This window comes from Ferrovibrio sp. (assembly GCF_029255545.1).
GTDB lineage: Bacteria > Pseudomonadota > Alphaproteobacteria > Ferrovibrionales > Ferrovibrionaceae > Ferrovibrio.
This window is the reverse complement of sequence record NZ_JANLJJ010000082.1, coordinates 29610-47045: the sequence shown is the minus strand read 5'-3', so window position 1 is coordinate 47045 and position 17436 is coordinate 29610. Positions and strand designations below refer to the sequence as shown.

The window sequence follows — 17436 nt, the reverse complement described above, 5'->3', positions numbered from 1 at the left end:
TCGCTCTACTGGGACAAATCGACCATTGCGCCGATCCGCGATCCCCGCGGGAATATCCAGAGTTATGTGGCTATCAAGGAAGATGTGACGCAGAAGCGGCAGGTCGAGGAATTCCTGCTCGACAGCGAGAATGCCGTCACCCACACCCTGATCGGCGCCCTGGATGCCATGGTTGGGCTGCTGGAAGCGCGCGACCCCTATACGGCAGGTCACAGCCGCAATGTGAGCGCTATCGCGCTGACCATTGCGAATGAGATGAAAATGCCGAAAGCGCAGATCGAGGGCCTGCGCATCGCCGCCATGATTCACGATGTCGGCAAGATTCAGGTGCCGATGGATATCCTCAACAAGCCTGGGCGGCTGACGGCCAACGAATTTGAATTGATCAAGCAGCATCCCCAGACGGCGTATGATGCAATCAAGGAGATTCCCTTCCCCTGGGATGTACCGAAAATCGTGCTGTCGCATCATGAGAAATGGGATGGCACGGGTTATCCCAACGGCCTGAAGGGCGAGCAGATCCCGCTTGAGGCGCAGATATTGAGCGTGGCCGACGTTCTGGATGCAGTCTGTGCCCACCGGCCCTATCGTGCCCAGCTTGGTGCGGACAAGGCCTTCCAGATTATCGAAGAGGGGCGCGGCAGCAGCTTCAGCCCCACCGTGGTGGCGGCCGCCCTGCGGGCGCGCGAACGGATCGTCAAACAACTCGCAGGCTGAACATGGCCGGCAATCTGTTGCGGCTCAGGCTGAAGGACGACCTGAACCAGTGGCAATGCCCGTGTGCCGAGTTGCCGGGTCAGGCATACTTGGTGGGGATGGCGGTGGTGAATTTCAGCTCCTCCATGCTGATGAAGGAGGAGATGTCGGTGAAATCGAGCCGTGAGATCAGTTGTTTGTAAACCGCGTCATAGGTCTCCACGTCGGGTACGGTGATGCGCAGCAGATAGTCGATCTCGCCGGTCAGGCGATAGGCCTCGACGATTTCCGGAATATTGGCAATGGCCTGTCGGAATTGCTCCAGCCATTCCATGGAATGGCGTGAGGTGCGCACGCTGACAAACACCGTGGTCGGCACTTTCGCCTTGCGGCGGTCGAGCAGGGCGACGCGTTTGGCGATCAGGCCATCCTCCTCCAGCCGGCGGATGCGGCGCCAGCAGGCCGAGACCGACAACGCCGTCCGTTCCGCCAGGTCGGCGATCGGGATCGCACTATCTTCCTGTAAAATATCGAGAATCTTGCGGTCGCGCGGATCGAGCATAGGGATTCCCCGGCTTCTTTGGCAATTATTTTCGATTCCGACCATTAAGGCGAAATATTTTATCGATTTCCATAATAAAAACGCCCAATCTTGCACGCCTTTATTACCCGGCCGCTGCTAACCTCCTGCCCGGACTTCGATCCAGAGGGCAGATAGAGATGCAGACCATTGGCCTGATTGGCGGCATGAGCTGGGAAAGCACGGCGGTGTATTACCGCCAGATCAACGAAGCGGTGCGCCAGCGCCATGGCGGGTTGGCCTCGGCCGAGATTCTGCTGCGCTCGGTGGATTTCAGTCGCATCGTGGCGTTGCAGCAGGCCGGTCGCTGGGACCAGGCCGCAGATGAATTGGCGCAGATCGGCCGCCAGTTGGCTGGCGCCGGCGCAGCCTGCCTGCTGATTTGCACCAACACCATGCACAAGGTGGCCGATGTCGTGGCGGAAAAGGCTGGCGTACCGCTGATCCATATCGTCGATGTGGTTGGCCGCGCCCTCACCGCGGCCGGCGCGAAACGTCCGCTGCTGCTCGCCACCCGCTACACGATGGAGCAGGATTTCTATCGCGCCCGCCTGGCCGGGCTTTTTGGCATCGATGCGCTGGTGCCCGAGGCGACGGATCGTGGCCTGGTGCATGACGTGATTTTCGATGAGCTCTGCTGTGGCGTGGTCAGGCCGGACTCGCGCGCGGCCTATCTGGACGTGATCACGCGCGGCAAGGCGGCGGGGGCGGATGCGGTGATCCTGGGTTGCACCGAGATCGGCCTGCTGATCGGTCCGGAACATGTCGATCTGCCGGTCTTCGATTCGACCCTGCTGCATGCCGAGGCGGCAGTGGATTTCGCCGATGGCCTGCTGCTGGCCGCGTAAGGGTTAACGTCTGAAAGATTGTTACGGTATGTGTCGGAGCGCATAAAGCGTTTAGACCTCGTGGTCTGCTGCCTAGAGTGATTCCATCGCGTCAGCCCCTTATGCGGCGGGCTGGCGTATTGCGGTGGAAGGCGGCGGGCGATGAGCATCGATCTCAGCATTCTTTATGGCGGCACCAGCAGTACCGGCACCATGTCGGCGCTGGCGATGTACAAGAAGCTGGGAAAACAGGCAGACGAGAATGCCAGCGCGGAAGCCGAGGAGGCGGAAGCCGAGAAGGTCCAGGCCCAGATCCGCGAGATGAATAATGCGGCGATCCGCGTCCGCAATGCCCAATACAAACAGGGCAACGCCGAAGTCGCCAATGATGTCACCTATTTCAAGAATCGCGCGGCCAGCGCCACCACGGTTGACGAACTGATCAATGACGATCGCGTCCTGAAGGTGATCGCCTATGCCAACGACATGGGTGACCTTTATAACACTGATCGGCAGCGGTTGCGCGATATCCTGACCAGCGACCTCAACGATGTGAATTCGGTGGCCCGCCAGGGCGGCGCGAAGGAGCTGGAGCTGGCCAAGAAATACAATTTCGGCGCCACCGGCATCCAAGCCGACACTGACGGCAACACCATCGGAATCGATGCCAATGGCGATCTGGTCAATGACGGCAGCGGTACCACTGATCTGCCGGCAGGCCTGGCCAAGCTGAAGGCTCTGGCGGTCGATGCCAATGGCAAGGCGCTGCTCGACAGCACCGGTGCATTGATCAGTGGCAGCAATGTGGTCTCCAGCGACGCCAGCGCCTACAGCAAGGCCCTGACCAAAACGCTGCTAAGCGAGGAAACCGCGGCCGAAAGCACGGACGAGACCTACGCCTATGATGGCGATGAGTTCGAGCGGTTCAAGACCCGCACCGATATCCAGTCCGAGGTCGATTATTACAAGGAAAATATCGGATCGGTGGAGAGCGTCGACGACCTGTTCGCCAATCAGCGGCTGCTGAATTTCATCCTCAAGGCCTACGACATGGAAAGCGAGGCCCAGTATCCCGGCAAGATCCGCAAGATTCTGGAAAGCGACCTGGCTGATGCGGATTCTCTGGCCAACCAGTTCCAGGATCCGCGTTATCAGCAGATGACCGAGGATTTCAGTTTCTACATCTTTGGAACCTCGCGGCTGACCAGTTCAGGCGCCATCGACGACGTGGTGGAGAAGTTCCAGCAGACCGAATACGAGAAATACCTGGACGAGCAGGCGCCAGGCGTGCGCGTCGCCATCGAATTCAAGCGGCGGCTGGACGATGTCGACACCACCCTGCAGCTGCTGGGCGATTCCGTGTTGCGTGAAGTGATCACCGTGGCCAACTACATCCCGGACGAGATGGCCTACCAGGAAGTAGAGGCCCAGGTCACAACAGTTGAAAAGAAGGTCGATATCGACGCGCTGAAGAGCGATCCGGAGCTGGTCGAGAAAATGGTGCAGCGTTACCTGAGCATCAAGGACAGTGAGGCCAGCAGTGGCGGCGCCGACAGCTATTTGCTCGATCTGTTCGCCTGACTCTCAATACCGCCGGCAATCGGCAAGGATGCTGGCGCGATCTGGCGCGCCATCGCGGGATTTCAGCCCGTGGCGCTTCTCGCTGAGCAAGCGGAACTCCGCCGGACTGACCCGAAAATCGAGATTGGTATCCGCCGCCATCACAGGGTCAGGCGCACGATCGATGATCTGCCGGTTGCGATCTCCTCGTGGCCCCGGCTGTGGGGGTGGCTGTTCCGGCTCGGTCACACGCCGGATCGCGGTCAGTTCGCTGACGGTGACGAACCCATCGCGATCCGCATCCACCCGCCTGAACCAGCCCTCGGCATCGGCCAGCCATTCGGCATCCGACAGGCGGCCATCATTGTCGCGGTCGGTGCTGGCGAACCAGGCGCCGAGCAGTTCCTCGCAGCGGGCAGGATTATCGGTGCGGCCGAGCGGCTCACCATTCGGGCTGATGACGGAACGCTGCGCCGGCTGGCCGGCTGGTGGCCGGCTGCAGCCGCTTGCCAGCATTGCCAGCAGTATCGCCAGATAAACCCCGCGCATCGCCACCCTTATCCCTGACAGTAAACAAGTAGCCTATCTGTAGGGTCATTTCAGGTAATTGACCAGAGAGAGTGACAGGGTCTGGTTGGTGATCAGGTAACTGGCCTCCAGGGCGGTCTGCAGGTTGGTGATCGTGGTCGACACTTCGGCGGTATCGACATTCTGGATCTCGCCGATCCGGATGGTCAGCAGGTCCACGGCGCGCGCCTGCCGGTCCTGGATCTCGGTGAGTTGCTGCTGCTTGTAGCCATTGCGCGATGCCGTGGTCTGGAGCTCGCTGATGGCCGTCTCAAGCTGTTTCAAGGCGTCATCGACCCGGACCTGGTAATTCGCCGAGTCTGTGCTGATATCTGCGGTGGCGTCCCGGAAGCGCACGATGGCGTCGATCACCCGCTGGATGCCGGGTTCCGTGGCCGAGACGCCATAGGACACCTGCTCGCCGTCATCGACATACAGATCCACATCGGAATAATCGTAGTAGTTCTGCAGGTCGGCTGGCGTGGTATTCAGATAGGATGGCTGCGGCACCGTGGCGCCATCCGGTACTGTGGTCAGCGGGTCGTCATAGCCGGCCGTCACGCCCGGCACCGCGCCGGCAGCATAGGTGGTCGGGATTGAAGACAGCGCCCCGTTCAGCGGATTGTCGGTGTAGTTGGTGCCAGAGAACAGGTAGCGGTTACCGTCTTTCAGCTGCAGCACGCCGCCGATCTGGTCGAGCAGGGCATTGGCCTGTACCGCCGGTGCCGACGTGGTGGCGAACGACGTGTCGCGATTTTTGATCATCGTGTCTTTTGCCTCGGTGGCGATATCGATGATCTGCTCCAGTGAAACAGCATAGAGCTCGACGCGATTTAGTGCCGTCTGGGTGGCGGAGGCGTAGTTCTCCACGCTGCCCAGTTTGGACTTGAGCTGGCCAAGCTCCAGTGCCTGATTGGATACGCTGAGCAGACCATCGGCCTTGATGCCGGTGGCAAGCTGCTGGTTCTGTTTGTTCAACATGGTGTTGAGCAGGCTGATGTTGCGCATCAGGCTCAATTGCCGTGCCAGCTGGGAATTTCCGGTGATAGTGGTCATGCTCAGCTCCCGATACTGATCATCTGGTCAAACATTTCGGTGATGGCATTCATGATCTGGGCAAGAGCCGCGTAATTGGTCTGCAGGGTCTGCAGCTGCGCCAGCTCGGTATCGATGTCCACACCGGTGAGATTGCGGATCTTCTGGTCGAGCGTGTATTGCAAGCTTTCCGCCGTGTCGCGGTTGGTTTCGTTCTCGCTGGTCAGTTCGGCATGATAGGAGAGGATGCCGCTGGCCAGGCCGAAGATGGTGACGCTGGAAACCTGCAATCCGTTCGGATCGGCAGCTGGGTTCACCTGGGCCGCCGTCAGCGTGGTGCTGCGCATCGCCTGCTGCACGGTGCCGGCGCGCTCGGCGTTGACGTTGGTCGGCGTTGCCACCAGCGTGGCGTCCACGGCCAGCGTGCCGGCCGGATCGGCGGCCGTATAGGTGAAGAACTGTTCCACGGCGGCCGTCGCCGGATCGTCATAGGCAGCATTCACCACATCGGCGATATTCTGGGCCAGCGAGTCGAGCTGGTTGAAGAATTTTGCCAGCGTGCCGACATTGCCGTCGCTGCTCGCCAGCGCAGTTGCGCTGTCGTCGAGGTAATCCAGCTCCGCCCGCAGCGATCCGGTGCGAAAACCGGCGGTGACGTCCACGCCGGAGGCGTTGGTGATCGTGCCGGCGGTGCTGTCATAGCTGAAGGTCTGAGCCGAGCTGCCGGCCAGCATGGTTCCCGTGTCGGAATAGACCGTCATCACGCCGGTATCGCTGACTACCGTGCGCACGCCGACCAGTTCGGCGATCTTTGCCACTTCGGCATCGCGCAGGTCTTCCAGATCGCCGGTGGGGTATCCGGCAGCCTTCTGGCTGACGATCTGGGCGTTCAGTTTGGCGATATTGTCGCTGGCTTCGTTCAGGCCGGACAGGCCGTTCTGGATGTCCTGCTGGGCCTGGCTCTGCAACTGGCTGCGCAACCCGGCCAGCCGGTTGATCTCGGTGGCCAGGCTCTGGCCGCGCTGCACCACCAGGGCCTTCAGGGCTGTATCTTCCGGCGTGGCTTCCAGTTGTTTCAGCGCGTCTTCGTAATCCGTCATCAGCGCTTCCAGCGTAGACTGGTCGCCGGTGGTGCTGGTGGCGTCCAGCGCCTCGGCCAGCGTGCGGGCATTATCGGCTGCCGTGATGAGCTGCTGATAGCTGGCGGTGGCGGTATAATAATCCGCCTGCAGATACGGCGCCGTCGCCCGCACCACGCTGGAGACCAGGGCCGCCTGAGGCTGGCCGCCGGCGGTCGGCGTCGTCAGGGTGACGGTCTTGCGCGTGTAATTGGCGTTTTCCGCGTTGGCGACATTGCCGGAAATCACGCTGAGCTGGGTCTGGATGGTGGCCAGGCCGGTGACGGATGTATTGAGCGCTGCTGATAGCGACATGGCCGCTCCTCCTGTTCAGGTTGGCGCGGTCATCACCGGCGGATATTGATGGTTTCCTGCAGCAATTCATCGGCCGCCGTCATGATCCGCGCATTGGCCGAATAGGCCCGCTGCGCCACGATCAGCTTGGAGAATTCCTCGGCGATATCGACATTGGAGCCTTCGATGGCGGCCGAGACGAAGGTGCCTGCGCCACTGTCGCCGGGCTGGGCCAGGATGGCCGATCCGGATTGTGGCGTTGCCACGAAGGCATTGCCATTGACCCGGTCCAGTTCGGTCGGGTCGTTAAAGCGCGCGATCGGAATCTGGTAATAGGTTTTGACATTGCCGTTGTCGAAGGTGACCGAGACGAAGCCCTGCTCGTCGATGGCCAGGCTTTTGAAGGTGCCCTGTGGCACGCCATTCTGGTGGAAGTCGTTCAGCGTCAGCGTGTCGCCGGAATACTGCGTAGTGCCGGAGTTATCACCATAGGAACCCAGGTCGAGCGTGACGGCCTGGCTGCCGGAGCCAAAATCCAGCGCGAAACTGAAGGAGGCGTCATCGCCGCTGGCCCCCGCCGCGCTGCCGGTCAGGCCGCCGCTGGTGGCAAGTGCCGACAGGGTGCCGGCCGCGACATCGGTGCCGGCAATGGAGCCGCCAAAATCGACGGTGGCCGGGCCGAATGAGGAGGGCGTGCTGTCCGGCGCGTCGATCTGCAGGGTCCATTCGCTGTCGCCAATGCGCGTCCAGGTCAGGTTCAGCGTGCGCTCATTGCCCAGCGCGTCGTAAATCGGGATGGAGCTGGTCGACAGCGTGGCCGGCAGATTGCCGCTGGTGTCGGTGACATTGGAGGGCAGGTTGGCGGCGTAATCCACTGTGCTGGTTGCCACGGGCGCATCGAGCAGGTTCGAGACCCGGACTTCTGTGGTGCTGGAGGTATCCACCACGCCCGTGACCGGATCGACCGACCAGCCCTGCAGGTAATAGCCCGAGGAGTTGACCAGATAGCCCTGCGAATTCTGGGTGAAATCGCCAACCCGGGTGTAATAGCTGGTGGTCTCGAAGGTGGGCAGGCCGGTGGTGGAATCGACGCCGGTGGTTTTCGACACCGGAATGAATCCGTTGCCCGAGATCGCCACCGAGGTGGTGGAGGAGACCTGCGTGATCGAGCCCTGCGCATTATTGGCGAAGAAAGGCTGGTTCAGCACGCCGCCGGATGAATGCGTGTTGGATTGCGCGCTCGATTGCGTGATCAGCGTCTGGAAACGGGATTCAACTTTCTTGTAACCCGTGGTGCTCGCATTCGCGACGTTGTCCGAGATGTAGCTGATGGCCGTCGACTGGCCGTTCAGGCCCGAGATGGCAGTCTGCATCGCACCGGTGATCGACATGGCTGTGCTCCTTGGTCGGTTTGCCGTGACTGGCAATCCTCTGAGCAAGGAGCGTGCCGGATTATGATTCTGATCCTAGATACTTCATTCCCTTCGATTTCTTGCCAAAGAGTGAACCGCGATTAATCTTTGCGTCCGAAGACGACCCGGCAGCTTTTGCCGGGTATGGAAAAAAATGCTTAGTTTATTATTATTTACCTGATTTTGTCGCAATGTGTATAGAGTGTTTCCAGTAACAAAAGTTAATATTGTGGTCGACCAGTTAATCGCTGTTAGTAACAGTCTGTAAGAATATTACAGGAACATAAATCCAGCTTTTATAGGAACTTAGAGGGATCGAGGGCCGCCGCATCTGGCGGCGGCGCAAGCCTGGGCGCGGCACGCCCCTCTGCGCCGCTCGAAGGCGAAACAGGCCATGCCGCGCTGTATCAGGCCGGCGCTCCTGCAGGCACGGCCCTTGCTCTCACTGCATCAGGTTCATCGGAGCAGGAGTGAAACGGCAATGAACAGCGTGATGAGCATGGCGGTGCAGGCGATCAACGCTCAGGCGATGGCGATCAGCAATATCTCGGACAATGTCGCCAACAGCAGCACCGTTGGATACAAGGCGGTGCAAACCCAGTTTCTCGATCTGGTGCAGGGCATGCAGAGCACCAGCAGCCCGGTGTTGGGCGGCAGCAAGCAGATGGGCGTCACGGCCTATGCCGATTTTCTCAACCGCGGCCAGGGCCAGATTGTATCCGACTCTAGCACGTCATCGGCGGCGATCAGTGGCAATGGATTTTTTCCCGTTGCCAAGCCGACCGGCGTCGATCCGGAAACCGGTGAGCCGACCGGTTTTGAGAGCACCGTTTATTACACACGGCAGGGCGATTTCCACCTCGACAGCAGCGGCCGGCTGGTCAATGCGGCGGGCTATTACCTGATGGCGGCGCCGGCCAGCGGCACCGGCACCCCACAAATCTATACCGTGGATGCCGACGACAATGCCGCCGGCGGCAGCTTCACCGGCGTGAGCATTACGGATGGCGGCGCGATCACCGTCAGCTATGACGATGGCAGTACCAGCGTGCAGGGCCAGATACTGCTGGCGAATTTTGCCGAGCCCGACAGTCTCGACCGCGTAGACGGTACGGCCTTTCTGGCCACCGAGGAGTCCGGCCGTGCCGTCTACGGCAATCCGGTCAGCCACTCCAATGGCGTCGGCAGTATTGTCGGCAGCGCGCTGGAGCAATCCACCGCCGATACCGCCGACCAGATGACCAAACTGATCATCGCCCAGCAGGCTTATTCCATGAATTCGCAGGTGATCCAGGCCGCCAACGAGATGATGACCACCGCGCTGGGCATGAAAGGCTAGGGCTGGAGACGGCCGGTTGGGCGGCCAAGAGTCAGGCAGCCAAGAGTCAGGCGGCTGGCGGCCGGTGCTGCGCGGTGGGCAGGTAAATCTCGACCTCCAGCCCGTGTGGCTGGCGGTTACGCAGGGTGATGCGGCCGCGATGTTCCAGCACGATGGCGCGGGCCACGCTCAGGCCCATGCCCAAGCCGCCGGTCTCGCGGTTACGCGAGGCATCGACGCGGTAGAAGGGCTGAAACACGCGTTTCAGTTCACTCTCGGGAATGCCGGATCCGCTGTCGCGGATGAAGATGCGCACGCCATCGGCCTCGGCTTGCAGCGAGACATAAGCGAAATCGCTGTATTTGATGGCATTCTCAACCAGGTTCATCATCGCCCGCAGGATCGCGGTCGGCCGGCAATCGATCACCAGATGGGCCGGGCCGGCATATTCCACCACGGCGCCGGCATCGCTGCGATCGTCGCACAGCGTGGTCAGCAGTACGGCGATATCGACGCGCTGCACGGCTTCATTGCCCGGATTGAACGAGGTGAAGCTGAGCAACTGGTCGGTCAGCGTTTCCATGAAATGCAACTCGTCCAGCATGCGTTGGCGTTGTTCCGGGTCGTCGATATATTCGGCGCGCAATTGCAGTCGCGTCAGCGGCGTGCGCAGGTCATGCGACAGGGCCACCACCAGCTCCGAACGGTCGCGCACGAAGCGGCCGATCTCGCCCTGCATGTCGTTGAAGGCCGAGGCGATGGCGCGGAATTCCAGCGGGCCGCGTTCGGGCAATGGCGTGGGCTCCTGTTCGGCCCGCCAGTCCTGCGCTGCTGTCACCAGGGCTTTCAGCGGGCGCAGCAGCCGCCACGTCGACCAGAAGGTCAGCGCGGCGATGATGGCTGCGATCACAGCGAACCACAGCAGGGTGAACAGCCAGGGCTCGATCGGCTCAAAGCTCTGCTTGGGCCGCCAGGCCTGCCATTCGCCTTCCGGCGCCTGGCGCACCCAGATGGTGAAGATGCCAGGCACCTGGAAATCCTCGATTCCCAATGCCGGGTGCGGTGACCCATAAGGTCCGCCGGGAGGTGGCGGGGGATACGCGCCGGCCGGCAGTCCGGGTGGTGGTCCGGGGGGCGGTCCAGGTGGCAATCCGCGCGGTGGCTGATCATGCGGCGGCGGGCCGGGTTCGGGTGGTTCGACGGCGATGCGCGGAACCGGCAGGGGCCAGAACAGCAGGCGCCCGCCGGGACGGCGCGGGAAGTCGACGCCGATGCGGATTTCTGCGGGCCCGACAAGGGACTGTCGCAGCCGGTATTCCACGTCCCGGAACGGGAACAGCAATGGCCTGCCGGTTTCCGGCGGTGGGCCCGGATCAGACAGGCGGTGCAGGATATCGGCCTCGGCGGGTGGCGTGCCGGCGATATGGCGCTGCATTTCGGCCATCAGGGTTGTGATGGGGTAGACCGGCATGTCTCCCGGCCGCGTGCTGCGTAGCAGCAGCACGGTGGCGATCTGGGTACAAAGGATGGCAAGCAAAATCGTACCAGCTATTCGCCAGATGATGCGATCGCTGCCGATCCGCCGCAGCGCTTGCCGGAAAGGACGCATTTATGCCGCCTGCAGGGCCTTGACCTCTGGCGTGAAGATATAGCCTCCGCTACGGACTGTCTTGATCAGATCGGGCATATTCGGATCGACTTCGATCTTTTTACGCAGGCGGCTGACCTGCACGTCGATGCTGCGGTCGAACAGCACGGTGGAGCGACCGCGGGTCAGATCGAGCAACTGGTCGCGGCTCAGCACCCGCTGCGGGTGCTCGGCGAAGGCAATCAGCAGGTCGAACTCACCCGAGGTCAGCGGCAGCAATGCACCATCGGGCGAACGCAGGTGCCGCTTGCCGATCTCCAGGATCCAGCCGCCAAAGCTGTAGGCCTGCGGCCGGCTGCCATCCTCGTCGCCGGTCGATGTGGCCCGGCGCAGGATCGCCTTGATGCGGGCGACCAGTTCGCGCGGGCTGAACGGCTTGGTCAGGTAATCGTCGGCGCCGATCTCCAGGCCGAGGATGCGGTCGGCCTCGCCCGACAGGGCGGTCAGCATCAGGATCGGAATCGACATGTCCTGCCGGATCTTGCGGCAGAGCTGCAACCCGTCCTCGCCGGGCAGCATCAGATCGAGCACGATCAGGTCGAAGCGGCCGTTCTTGAGGGCCGACTGCATGCCGCGGCCATCGGCGGCGGGCGTGACGCGGAAGCCATGTTCAGTGAGGAACCGCATTAGCAGATTGCGGATCTCGCGGTCGTCATCGACGATCAGGATATGGGGAATGCGCGACATCAGGGAGGATTCGATTGGCTGCTGTTTGTGGCTGCATGATGCCAGCCAATGCAACCTAGCGAAAGTCCGGCTTTGTAACGCTGTGTTGCAATCCGTAGTTAAATTTCATTTACCACATTTGGCGTCGGGATTCGTGGCGAAGAATTTGTGATGCCGATCACGCCATCGCCGGCGCGGCGAAACGCGGCGCCGGATTGCCGTGGAAATCATGCATGCCCGAATGGGTCAGGCGGCCTTTGGTGTCGAGCCAGATTTTGCCGCCGATCTGGCGCCAGCGCCGACAGAAGGCATAATCCTCGCTCAGATACGTGCCACTGTCCGGATCAATCATGCAGTCGAACAGGGCGTATTGCGGCCGGTTCGACCGCGTCGGCGGATAGACATGCACGCTGCCATACCGCAATTCAGGGTAGGCTGCGATCATGCGCTCCAGCGCGGCACGGGCGATCAGCATGAATCCGGTGCCGGCGTAGGTGCCGCTGATGAAATCGCCGCGCCGCTCGGCCTCTTCGCCGCGGCAGGCTTCGCCGCAATACCGCAGCGCCATCTCTTCATGGATGATCGCGCGGCCGGGCAGGGGCAGGGCATTCTGCCAGTCCAGCACCTTCAATGGGTAGATGCCGGCCACCACATCCTCGCCCAGTTTCAGCATGCGTTCCACCTGTGCCGGTTCGAAGGAGATATCGGCATCGATGAACATCAGGTGGCTGGCCTGCGGGATTTCCAGGAATGCCGACACCAGGGTATTGCGACTGCGGGTGATCAGCGAGTCATTGCCCAGCAGGGCCAGCGTGGTATCGAACATGCTGCCGCGGGCATGCTGCATCAGCTGGATCACCGACTGCATGTAAAGCTGGTGTACCTGCCCGCCATAACAGGGCGTGGCGACGAAAATCAGTGGACGGGACATATGGCAGCCTCAGCTTTCGCTGCTGTCGGTGTCCGAAGTGGCAAAAACCGAAACCACGTCGGAGGGCAAGACCTGCATGCCCGAGACGATCAGATACTGCTCGCCATCGATGGTCTCGATTGCCTCAACATAGCCACGCGCATAGACTTTGGTGCCGTCCAGCACTTGGCCGGTCGAATCCTTTGCCGTCACCTCCAGGGTGTACGTGCCGGCATCCAGGGCATTGCCACTGGTGTCGGTGCCGTCCCAGGAAATCTCGATCCTGCTGCCGGTGGTAAATCCGTCATCGCCCGAGGCGGAGCTGACGGTGCGCACCACGTTGCCATCCTCGTCCAGGATATTGTACTGCACGCTGGTCGTGCCTTCGGGCAGTTCGTAGGACCAGAAAACCGTGCCGCCCTCGGCCAGCTTGGCCTCATTGCTGTCGACATCGACGACCTTGCCGATATAGCCAAGATTGGTGCTGTTCTGCTGGGTCTGCAGCAATGCGATGATGGTCTCGAGATTGCTGTTCATGTTGATCTGCTGCTCGACCTGACTGAACTGCACCAGTTGCTGGGTGAAGTCGTTCGGATCCATCGGATCGGTCGGATCCTGGTTCTTGAGCTGCGTGGTGAGCAGGGTCAGGAAGGTATCAAAATCACTGGCCAGCGCGGTTGAGGCGCTGCTGCTGGCAGTGGTCGTCGTGCTGCTGGCGGAGGTGACCGATGTGACCATGGCGAAGTCTCCTGTATGAAGCGTCCGCCTTCGCTCTCACAGAGCCGCCTTGTCGCGAAAGGTTAACGTCGCCGGAGCAACACCCCGTAACAAAGTATTTGTATGTTGCAGGCGCGTAACGGCCGCCGCCACAGCCCGCGAATCGCCTGAAAGATCGAAAAAAGCTTGCGGATCAATGGCTGTTGCGGTTGATATCGAGTAAATATGAACTCATGAAGTGCCGTCGGAATCGACAACCGGACCAGATATTCAAGAACCGGTGATTTGAGTATGTCCCGTTTGCAGATGCCCCTGATCATGATCGCCACTGCGGCGGCCGGACTGACCCTCTCTTACGTTGCCTATGAAGGGACGGGACGGGACTGGCCATGGCCGGCAGTCGGGCTTGGCCTGACGGCGGCCCTGCTGGCGGTTTTTGCCTGGATTCAGCGCCAGATGGGCCTGGTCCACCGTGACGTCCGCACGCGTACAGCCGAGCTTGGCAGCGAAATTGCCAGGCGTGAGCAGAGCGAGGGCGTGGAGCAGCAGGCGGCGGAGCGGTTCCGCGCGCTGATCGACAGCGCCCATGATGCCATCATCGCCATCACCCCGGATGGTCGTATCGAGTTGTTCAACCGCGCTGCCGAACGGATATTTGGCTATCGCGCCGTGGAAGTGGTCGGTCAGAATGTCAACATCCTGATGCCGCAGCCTTACCGTCGCGAGCATGACAGCTACCTGCACAGCTATCATGCCACGGGCCAGGCCAAGATCATCGGTACCGGCCGCGAAGTGCAGGCCCAGCACAAGAACGGCACGGTGTTTCCCATCGATCTGTCGATCGGCGAGATGCGTGGCAATGGCGGCAGCCGGGGCTTCATCGGCGTGATCCGCGACATCACCGAACGGCATCAGTCCGAACTGCGGGTGCGGGAACTGACCGCCGAGCTGGTGCATATCTCGCGCCTCAGCGCCATGGGTCAATTATCCTCCTCGCTGGCGCATGAGCTCAACCAGCCGCTGACCGCGATCATGAATTATGCCGAGGCGGCGCGACAGATGATCGAAACCGCCGGCAGCGACGTGCCGCCGCAGGTGCCGGACTTCATCCTCAAGGCGATTGGCCAGGCCGAGCGGGCGGGCCAGATCATTCGTCGCCTGCGCAGTTTCGTCGAAAAGGGGCCGGTCGAGCGTAGCCCGGAAGATCTCAACCGGCTGGTGATCGAGGCGAGTAATCTCGCCACCATCGGGGCGAAGATCGATGGCGTTCAGGTCCGTTTTGATCTCGACAGGACGTTGGAGCCAGTGCAGATCGACAAGATCCAGATCCAGCAGGTGGTGGTCAATCTGGTGCGCAACGCGGTCGAGGCTCTGCGCGATGTGGAGCAGCGCGAGCTGGCGATCCGCACCAGCGCGGGTGAGGATTACCAGGAGGTCGAGATCATCGACAGCGGTCCCGGCATCGATCCGGAAATCGCAGTCAGACTGTTCAAGCCCTTTGTCAGCAGTAAAAAAGACGGCATGGGGATCGGCCTGTCGATCAGCCAGTCGATCGTGGAATCCCATGGCGGCCGGCTCTGGGCCGATCCGAACCCCGAGGGGGGTACGATCTTCCGGTTTCGTCTTCCGCTCATGTCCGACGAGGGCGGGCAGGAATGAGCCAGCCGACGGTTTTTATTGTCGATGACGATGAATTCGTCCGCGATTCGCTGGCCGCCCTTCTGCTGGCCAAAGGCATGGAGGCTGTCGCCTTCGCCTCGGCCGAAGCTTTCCTGCTCGGCTATCGTCCGGTGACCAGCGGCTGCGCCATCATCGACATGCGCATGCCCGGGATGGATGGCATTGCCCTGCTCGAGCATCTGCGCGCCAAGAATATCGCCCTGCCTGTCATTGTCGTGACCGGCCATGGCGATGTGCCCCTGGCAGTGCGCGCCATGAAGGCCGGTGCGGTGGATTTCATTGAGAAACCCTATGCCAACACCGCCATCCTTGACGCCGTGGCCCGGACCATCCAGGCAGCCCCGGCCGGCCTGCTGCCAGATATTGATATTTCCGAGGTTCGGGCTCGCATCGCCGGTCTGACGGGCCGCGAACGCGATATCCTGAACCAGCTGATCATCGGCAACCCGAACAAGGTGATCGCTTTTCAGTTGAACATCAGCCCGCGCACGGTGGAAATCCATCGCGCCAACCTGATGAAGAAAATGGATGCCGACAGCCTGTCGCACCTGATCCGCATGGCCCTGGCTGCCGGGTTCCCGGGCAGCGACGACGCTAAGTAGTCTCCCTTAATTGTATTCACGACGGGGGCGGATATCCTGCCATCGTTATGGCAGACTCTTCCGTCCCCCTGATCTATGTCATCGATGATGACGATGTCGTCCGCGACTCGCTGAAGGCGCTGTTGCAGGTGCGACGCTATGCGGTACAGGATTTCGAATCCGGGGAGCGCTTCCTAGCCGCTGATCCTGACCTGAGCCGGTGCTGCCTGATTCTGGACGTGCATATGCCGAACATGACCGGCATCCAGTTGCTGCAGGCGATGCGCGACCGTGGCAAGGTGCCGGCAACCATCCTGATCACCGGCAAGCGCGACGCGAGCCTGCAGAACCAGGCGAACGACCTGGGCGTGCTGGCTCTGCTCGACAAGCCACTCTCGCATGCCGCCCTGTTCGAGGCGATAGAACAGGCCCTCGCGGTTCACTGACCACGTTTGCAAATGCAGGCCGGCTCTGGTGCCGCACTGGGTGCGGCGCTTTTTCTGTATCCACGGCCATAAAAAAATGCGGCAGCGCCGGGCGCTGCCGCAATCGTCCTGGTCGGTAAGGCAGGCGCCCGAGGGGGGATCAGTCGCCTGCCAGTTCCTCCAGGGCATCCCGGTTCAGGATCGCGACGTCGTTGCTGCCCCGCAGATCGATCAGCCGACGCTGCCGCAACTGCGTCACCACGCGGCTCACCGTTTCGATGGTCAGGCCGAGGTGGTCGGCAATGTCGACACGTGGCATGGCCAGCATCAGTTGGCGGCCATCCTGGCTGCCCTGGCGGTGGATCATGGTCAGCAGAAACGTGGCGATGCGCTCGGCCGCCGTCTTGCGGCTCAGGGTCATCAGCAATTCATTGGCGGCATTGAACTGACGGCAGAGCAGGCGGAACATCTGCCGTCCCGCCTGGGGGTCATGCTCGAGGATGGCGTCGAAGCGGCGACGCGGATAGCGGATCAGGGCGCAATCGGTCAAGGCTTCCAGGGAATAGGTATAATCGCCGATATCGGAAAAACCGAAGAAATCGCCCTGCGTGAGGAAATTGGCGATATGGCGGCGGCCATCGGGCAGGAGGCGGGAAATCCGCAGGGTGCCGTCCACGACCTTGTAGACATGATCCGCCGGCGCGCCGGCGATGCAGATTTCCTGGCCGCGCTCCGCCGCAACGGGGCACCCAATCCGATGCAGTTCGGTGGTTATGCCGGGCAGGATGGGAACAAGGCCCGCGTCATTCTCGAATTGGGGGGCCGCCGGCCGGCGTAGGCCCACCGGCGGCCGGGCACGGGACAGAGCGCTCTGCTGCTGAATTGCGTGTGCTGTGGCCATCGGAATCTCCCGCGCGTCTCTGCGTTGATGCAATAGACCTACCGGAAACATGGCTTGGAGATAATCCCGGTTTTCTACTTAAGGGGAACTACCTATCTCCGGCGCCGGGATCGCTCTATTATTTTATTACAACATCGTAATCGGCCGGATGAGCGGAATGGACATGTCGCAGACATATAAGCATGGAATTGCCGGGCTGGTTGTAGCACTTCTGGCTGTTTTTCCGGCGCTGCCCGCGTCGGCCCAGCCGCGGTCTGCCGCGCCCGCTGCATACGAAAGTATCGCACCCGAGGCGCAGACCGGCCGCGCCGAGAAAACGACAGCCATTGCGACCCATTATATGGCGGCAGCAGCCAATCCGCTGGCGGCGCAGACCGGGGCGCAGATTCTGGCCGAGGGTGGGTCGGCGGTTGATGCCACGATTGCCACCGCGCTGGTGCTCAATCTGGTCGAGCCGCAATCCTCCGGTATCGGCGGCGGCGGCTTCATGCTGGTCTGGGA

18 protein-coding genes are annotated in these 17436 nt (G+C 61.5%); 8 read left to right on the top strand and 10 right to left on the bottom strand.

Features of this window, described 5'->3' with window-relative positions:
* A partial coding sequence (locus Q1J79_RS16170; RefSeq protein WP_300302405.1) for an HD domain-containing phosphohydrolase occupies positions 1-717 on the top strand: 717 nt, incomplete at its 5' end.
* A 79-nt stretch (positions 718-796) separates the two neighbouring features.
* On the opposite strand, the gene Q1J79_RS16165 is transcribed toward Q1J79_RS16170, so the two are convergent.
* Positions 797-1258, bottom strand: a complete 462-nt coding sequence (locus tag Q1J79_RS16165) for an Lrp/AsnC family transcriptional regulator (RefSeq protein WP_300302403.1) — start codon at positions 1256-1258, stop codon at positions 797-799.
* 158 nt (positions 1259-1416) lie between these two features.
* On the opposite strand from Q1J79_RS16165, the gene Q1J79_RS16160 reads away from it, so the two are divergent.
* Positions 1417-2124 carry an aspartate/glutamate racemase family protein gene (locus Q1J79_RS16160; protein ID WP_300302401.1) on the top strand — a complete coding sequence of 236 codons (708 nt, stop codon included), beginning with the start codon at positions 1417-1419 and terminating at the stop codon, positions 2122-2124.
* A gap of 141 nt (positions 2125-2265) precedes the next feature.
* Positions 2266-3684 (top strand): DUF1217 domain-containing protein, encoded by a 1419-nt coding sequence (locus Q1J79_RS16155; protein WP_300302399.1) that lies wholly within the window; start codon positions 2266-2268, stop codon positions 3682-3684.
* A gap of 3 nt (positions 3685-3687) precedes the next feature.
* On the opposite strand, the gene Q1J79_RS16150 is transcribed toward Q1J79_RS16155, so the two are convergent.
* The 4 genes from Q1J79_RS16150 to flgE are packed head-to-tail and all read right to left on the bottom strand — an operon-like array spanning position 3688 to position 8068.
* Positions 3688-4212, bottom strand: a complete 525-nt coding sequence (locus Q1J79_RS16150) for a hypothetical protein (protein ID WP_300302397.1) — start codon at positions 4210-4212, stop codon at positions 3688-3690.
* Positions 4213-4257: 45 nt separating this feature from the next.
* The gene (locus Q1J79_RS16145) at positions 4258-5286 is read right to left on the bottom strand and encodes a flagellin (RefSeq protein ID WP_300302395.1); all 1029 of its coding nucleotides are present in this window, start codon (positions 5284-5286) and stop codon (positions 4258-4260) included.
* 2 nt (positions 5287-5288) lie between these two features.
* Positions 5289-6698: a flagellar hook-associated protein FlgK gene (flgK, locus tag Q1J79_RS16140; RefSeq protein WP_300302393.1), complete on the bottom strand. Its 1410-nt coding sequence runs from the start codon at positions 6696-6698 to the stop codon at positions 5289-5291.
* A gap of 32 nt (positions 6699-6730) precedes the next feature.
* On the bottom strand, positions 6731-8068 hold the full coding sequence (gene flgE / locus Q1J79_RS16135) for a flagellar hook protein FlgE (RefSeq protein WP_300302391.1): 1338 nt from the start codon (positions 8066-8068) through the stop codon (positions 6731-6733).
* A gap of 502 nt (positions 8069-8570) precedes the next feature.
* On the opposite strand from flgE, the gene Q1J79_RS16130 reads away from it, so the two are divergent.
* Positions 8571-9428 (top strand): flagellar hook basal-body protein, encoded by an 858-nt coding sequence (locus tag Q1J79_RS16130; protein WP_300302389.1) that lies wholly within the window; start codon positions 8571-8573, stop codon positions 9426-9428.
* Positions 9429-9474: 46 nt separating this feature from the next.
* Here the strand turns inward: Q1J79_RS16130 and Q1J79_RS16125 are convergent, their stop codons facing one another.
* The 4 genes from Q1J79_RS16125 to Q1J79_RS16110 form a co-directional block, all read right to left on the bottom strand.
* Positions 9475-11016, bottom strand: coding sequence for a HAMP domain-containing sensor histidine kinase (locus Q1J79_RS16125; RefSeq protein ID WP_300302387.1), 1542 nt, complete (start codon positions 11014-11016; stop codon positions 9475-9477).
* Complete coding sequence (locus Q1J79_RS16120) at positions 11017-11742, bottom strand: response regulator (RefSeq protein ID WP_300302385.1); 726 nt, start codon at positions 11740-11742, stop codon at positions 11017-11019.
* 157 nt (positions 11743-11899) lie between these two features.
* Complete coding sequence (locus tag Q1J79_RS16115; protein WP_300302383.1) at positions 11900-12652, bottom strand: hypothetical protein; 753 nt, start codon at positions 12650-12652, stop codon at positions 11900-11902.
* A 9-nt stretch (positions 12653-12661) separates the two neighbouring features.
* Entirely contained in the window at positions 12662-13369 is a 708-nt protein-coding gene (locus Q1J79_RS16110; protein WP_300302381.1) for a flagellar hook capping FlgD N-terminal domain-containing protein, read from the bottom strand.
* Positions 13370-13639: 270 nt separating this feature from the next.
* Here Q1J79_RS16110 and Q1J79_RS16105 point away from each other — a divergent pair, with 270 nt between their 5' ends.
* From Q1J79_RS16105 to Q1J79_RS16095, 3 genes are read left to right on the top strand one after another with little or no spacing between them, the layout of a single operon-like run.
* A complete protein-coding gene (locus tag Q1J79_RS16105) occupies positions 13640-15007 on the top strand; it encodes a nitrogen regulation protein NR(II) (protein WP_300302379.1) in 1368 nt (455 codons plus the stop codon).
* Positions 15004-15630 carry a response regulator FixJ gene (gene fixJ, locus Q1J79_RS16100; RefSeq protein WP_300302377.1) on the top strand — a complete coding sequence of 209 codons (627 nt, stop codon included), beginning with the start codon at positions 15004-15006 and terminating at the stop codon, positions 15628-15630. Before Q1J79_RS16105 ends, fixJ begins: the two co-directional genes overlap by 4 nt.
* A 47-nt stretch (positions 15631-15677) precedes the next feature.
* Positions 15678-16055, top strand: coding sequence for a response regulator (locus Q1J79_RS16095; protein ID WP_300302375.1), 378 nt, complete (start codon positions 15678-15680; stop codon positions 16053-16055).
* A gap of 139 nt (positions 16056-16194) precedes the next feature.
* Here the strand turns inward: Q1J79_RS16095 and Q1J79_RS16090 are convergent, their stop codons facing one another.
* Entirely contained in the window at positions 16195-16935 is a 741-nt protein-coding gene (locus Q1J79_RS16090) for a cyclic nucleotide-binding domain-containing protein (protein ID WP_300302373.1), read from the bottom strand.
* Positions 16936-17098: 163 nt separating this feature from the next.
* On the opposite strand from Q1J79_RS16090, the gene Q1J79_RS16085 reads away from it, so the two are divergent.
* Positions 17099-17436: gamma-glutamyltransferase (locus Q1J79_RS16085; RefSeq protein ID WP_300302371.1), on the top strand; the 338-nt coding region annotated here is incomplete at its 3' end.

Coding starts and splice junctions, on each gene's coding strand:
- Q1J79_RS16130 (WP_300302389.1), top strand. CDS start 8,571: ATGAACAGCGTGATGAGCATGGCGGTGCAGGCGATCAACGCTCAGGCG.
- Q1J79_RS16115 (WP_300302383.1), bottom strand. CDS start 12,652: ATGTCCCGTCCACTGATTTTCGTCGCCACGCCCTGTTATGGCGGGCAG.
- Q1J79_RS16155 (WP_300302399.1), top strand. CDS start 2,266: ATGAGCATCGATCTCAGCATTCTTTATGGCGGCACCAGCAGTACCGGC.
- flgE (WP_300302391.1), bottom strand. CDS start 8,068: ATGTCGATCACCGGTGCGATGCAGACTGCCATCTCGGGCCTGAACGGC.
- fixJ (WP_300302377.1), top strand. CDS start 15,004: ATGAGCCAGCCGACGGTTTTTATTGTCGATGACGATGAATTCGTCCGC.
- Q1J79_RS16145 (WP_300302395.1), bottom strand. CDS start 5,286: ATGACCACTATCACCGGAAATTCCCAGCTGGCACGGCAATTGAGCCTG.
- Q1J79_RS16160 (WP_300302401.1), top strand. CDS start 1,417: ATGCAGACCATTGGCCTGATTGGCGGCATGAGCTGGGAAAGCACGGCG.
- Q1J79_RS16120 (WP_300302385.1), bottom strand. CDS start 11,742: ATGTCGCGCATTCCCCATATCCTGATCGTCGATGACGACCGCGAGATC.
- flgK (WP_300302393.1), bottom strand. CDS start 6,698: ATGTCGCTATCAGCAGCGCTCAATACATCCGTCACCGGCCTGGCCACC.
- Q1J79_RS16110 (WP_300302381.1), bottom strand. CDS start 13,369: ATGGTCACATCGGTCACCTCCGCCAGCAGCACGACGACCACTGCCAGC.
- Q1J79_RS16095 (WP_300302375.1), top strand. CDS start 15,678: ATGGCAGACTCTTCCGTCCCCCTGATCTATGTCATCGATGATGACGAT.
- Q1J79_RS16150 (WP_300302397.1), bottom strand. CDS start 4,212: ATGCGCGGGGTTTATCTGGCGATACTGCTGGCAATGCTGGCAAGCGGC.
- Q1J79_RS16165 (WP_300302403.1), bottom strand. CDS start 1,258: ATGCTCGATCCGCGCGACCGCAAGATTCTCGATATTTTACAGGAAGAT.
- Q1J79_RS16090 (WP_300302373.1), bottom strand. CDS start 16,935: ATGGCCACAGCACACGCAATTCAGCAGCAGAGCGCTCTGTCCCGTGCC.
- Q1J79_RS16125 (WP_300302387.1), bottom strand. CDS start 11,016: ATGCGTCCTTTCCGGCAAGCGCTGCGGCGGATCGGCAGCGATCGCATC.
- Q1J79_RS16105 (WP_300302379.1), top strand. CDS start 13,640: ATGTCCCGTTTGCAGATGCCCCTGATCATGATCGCCACTGCGGCGGCC.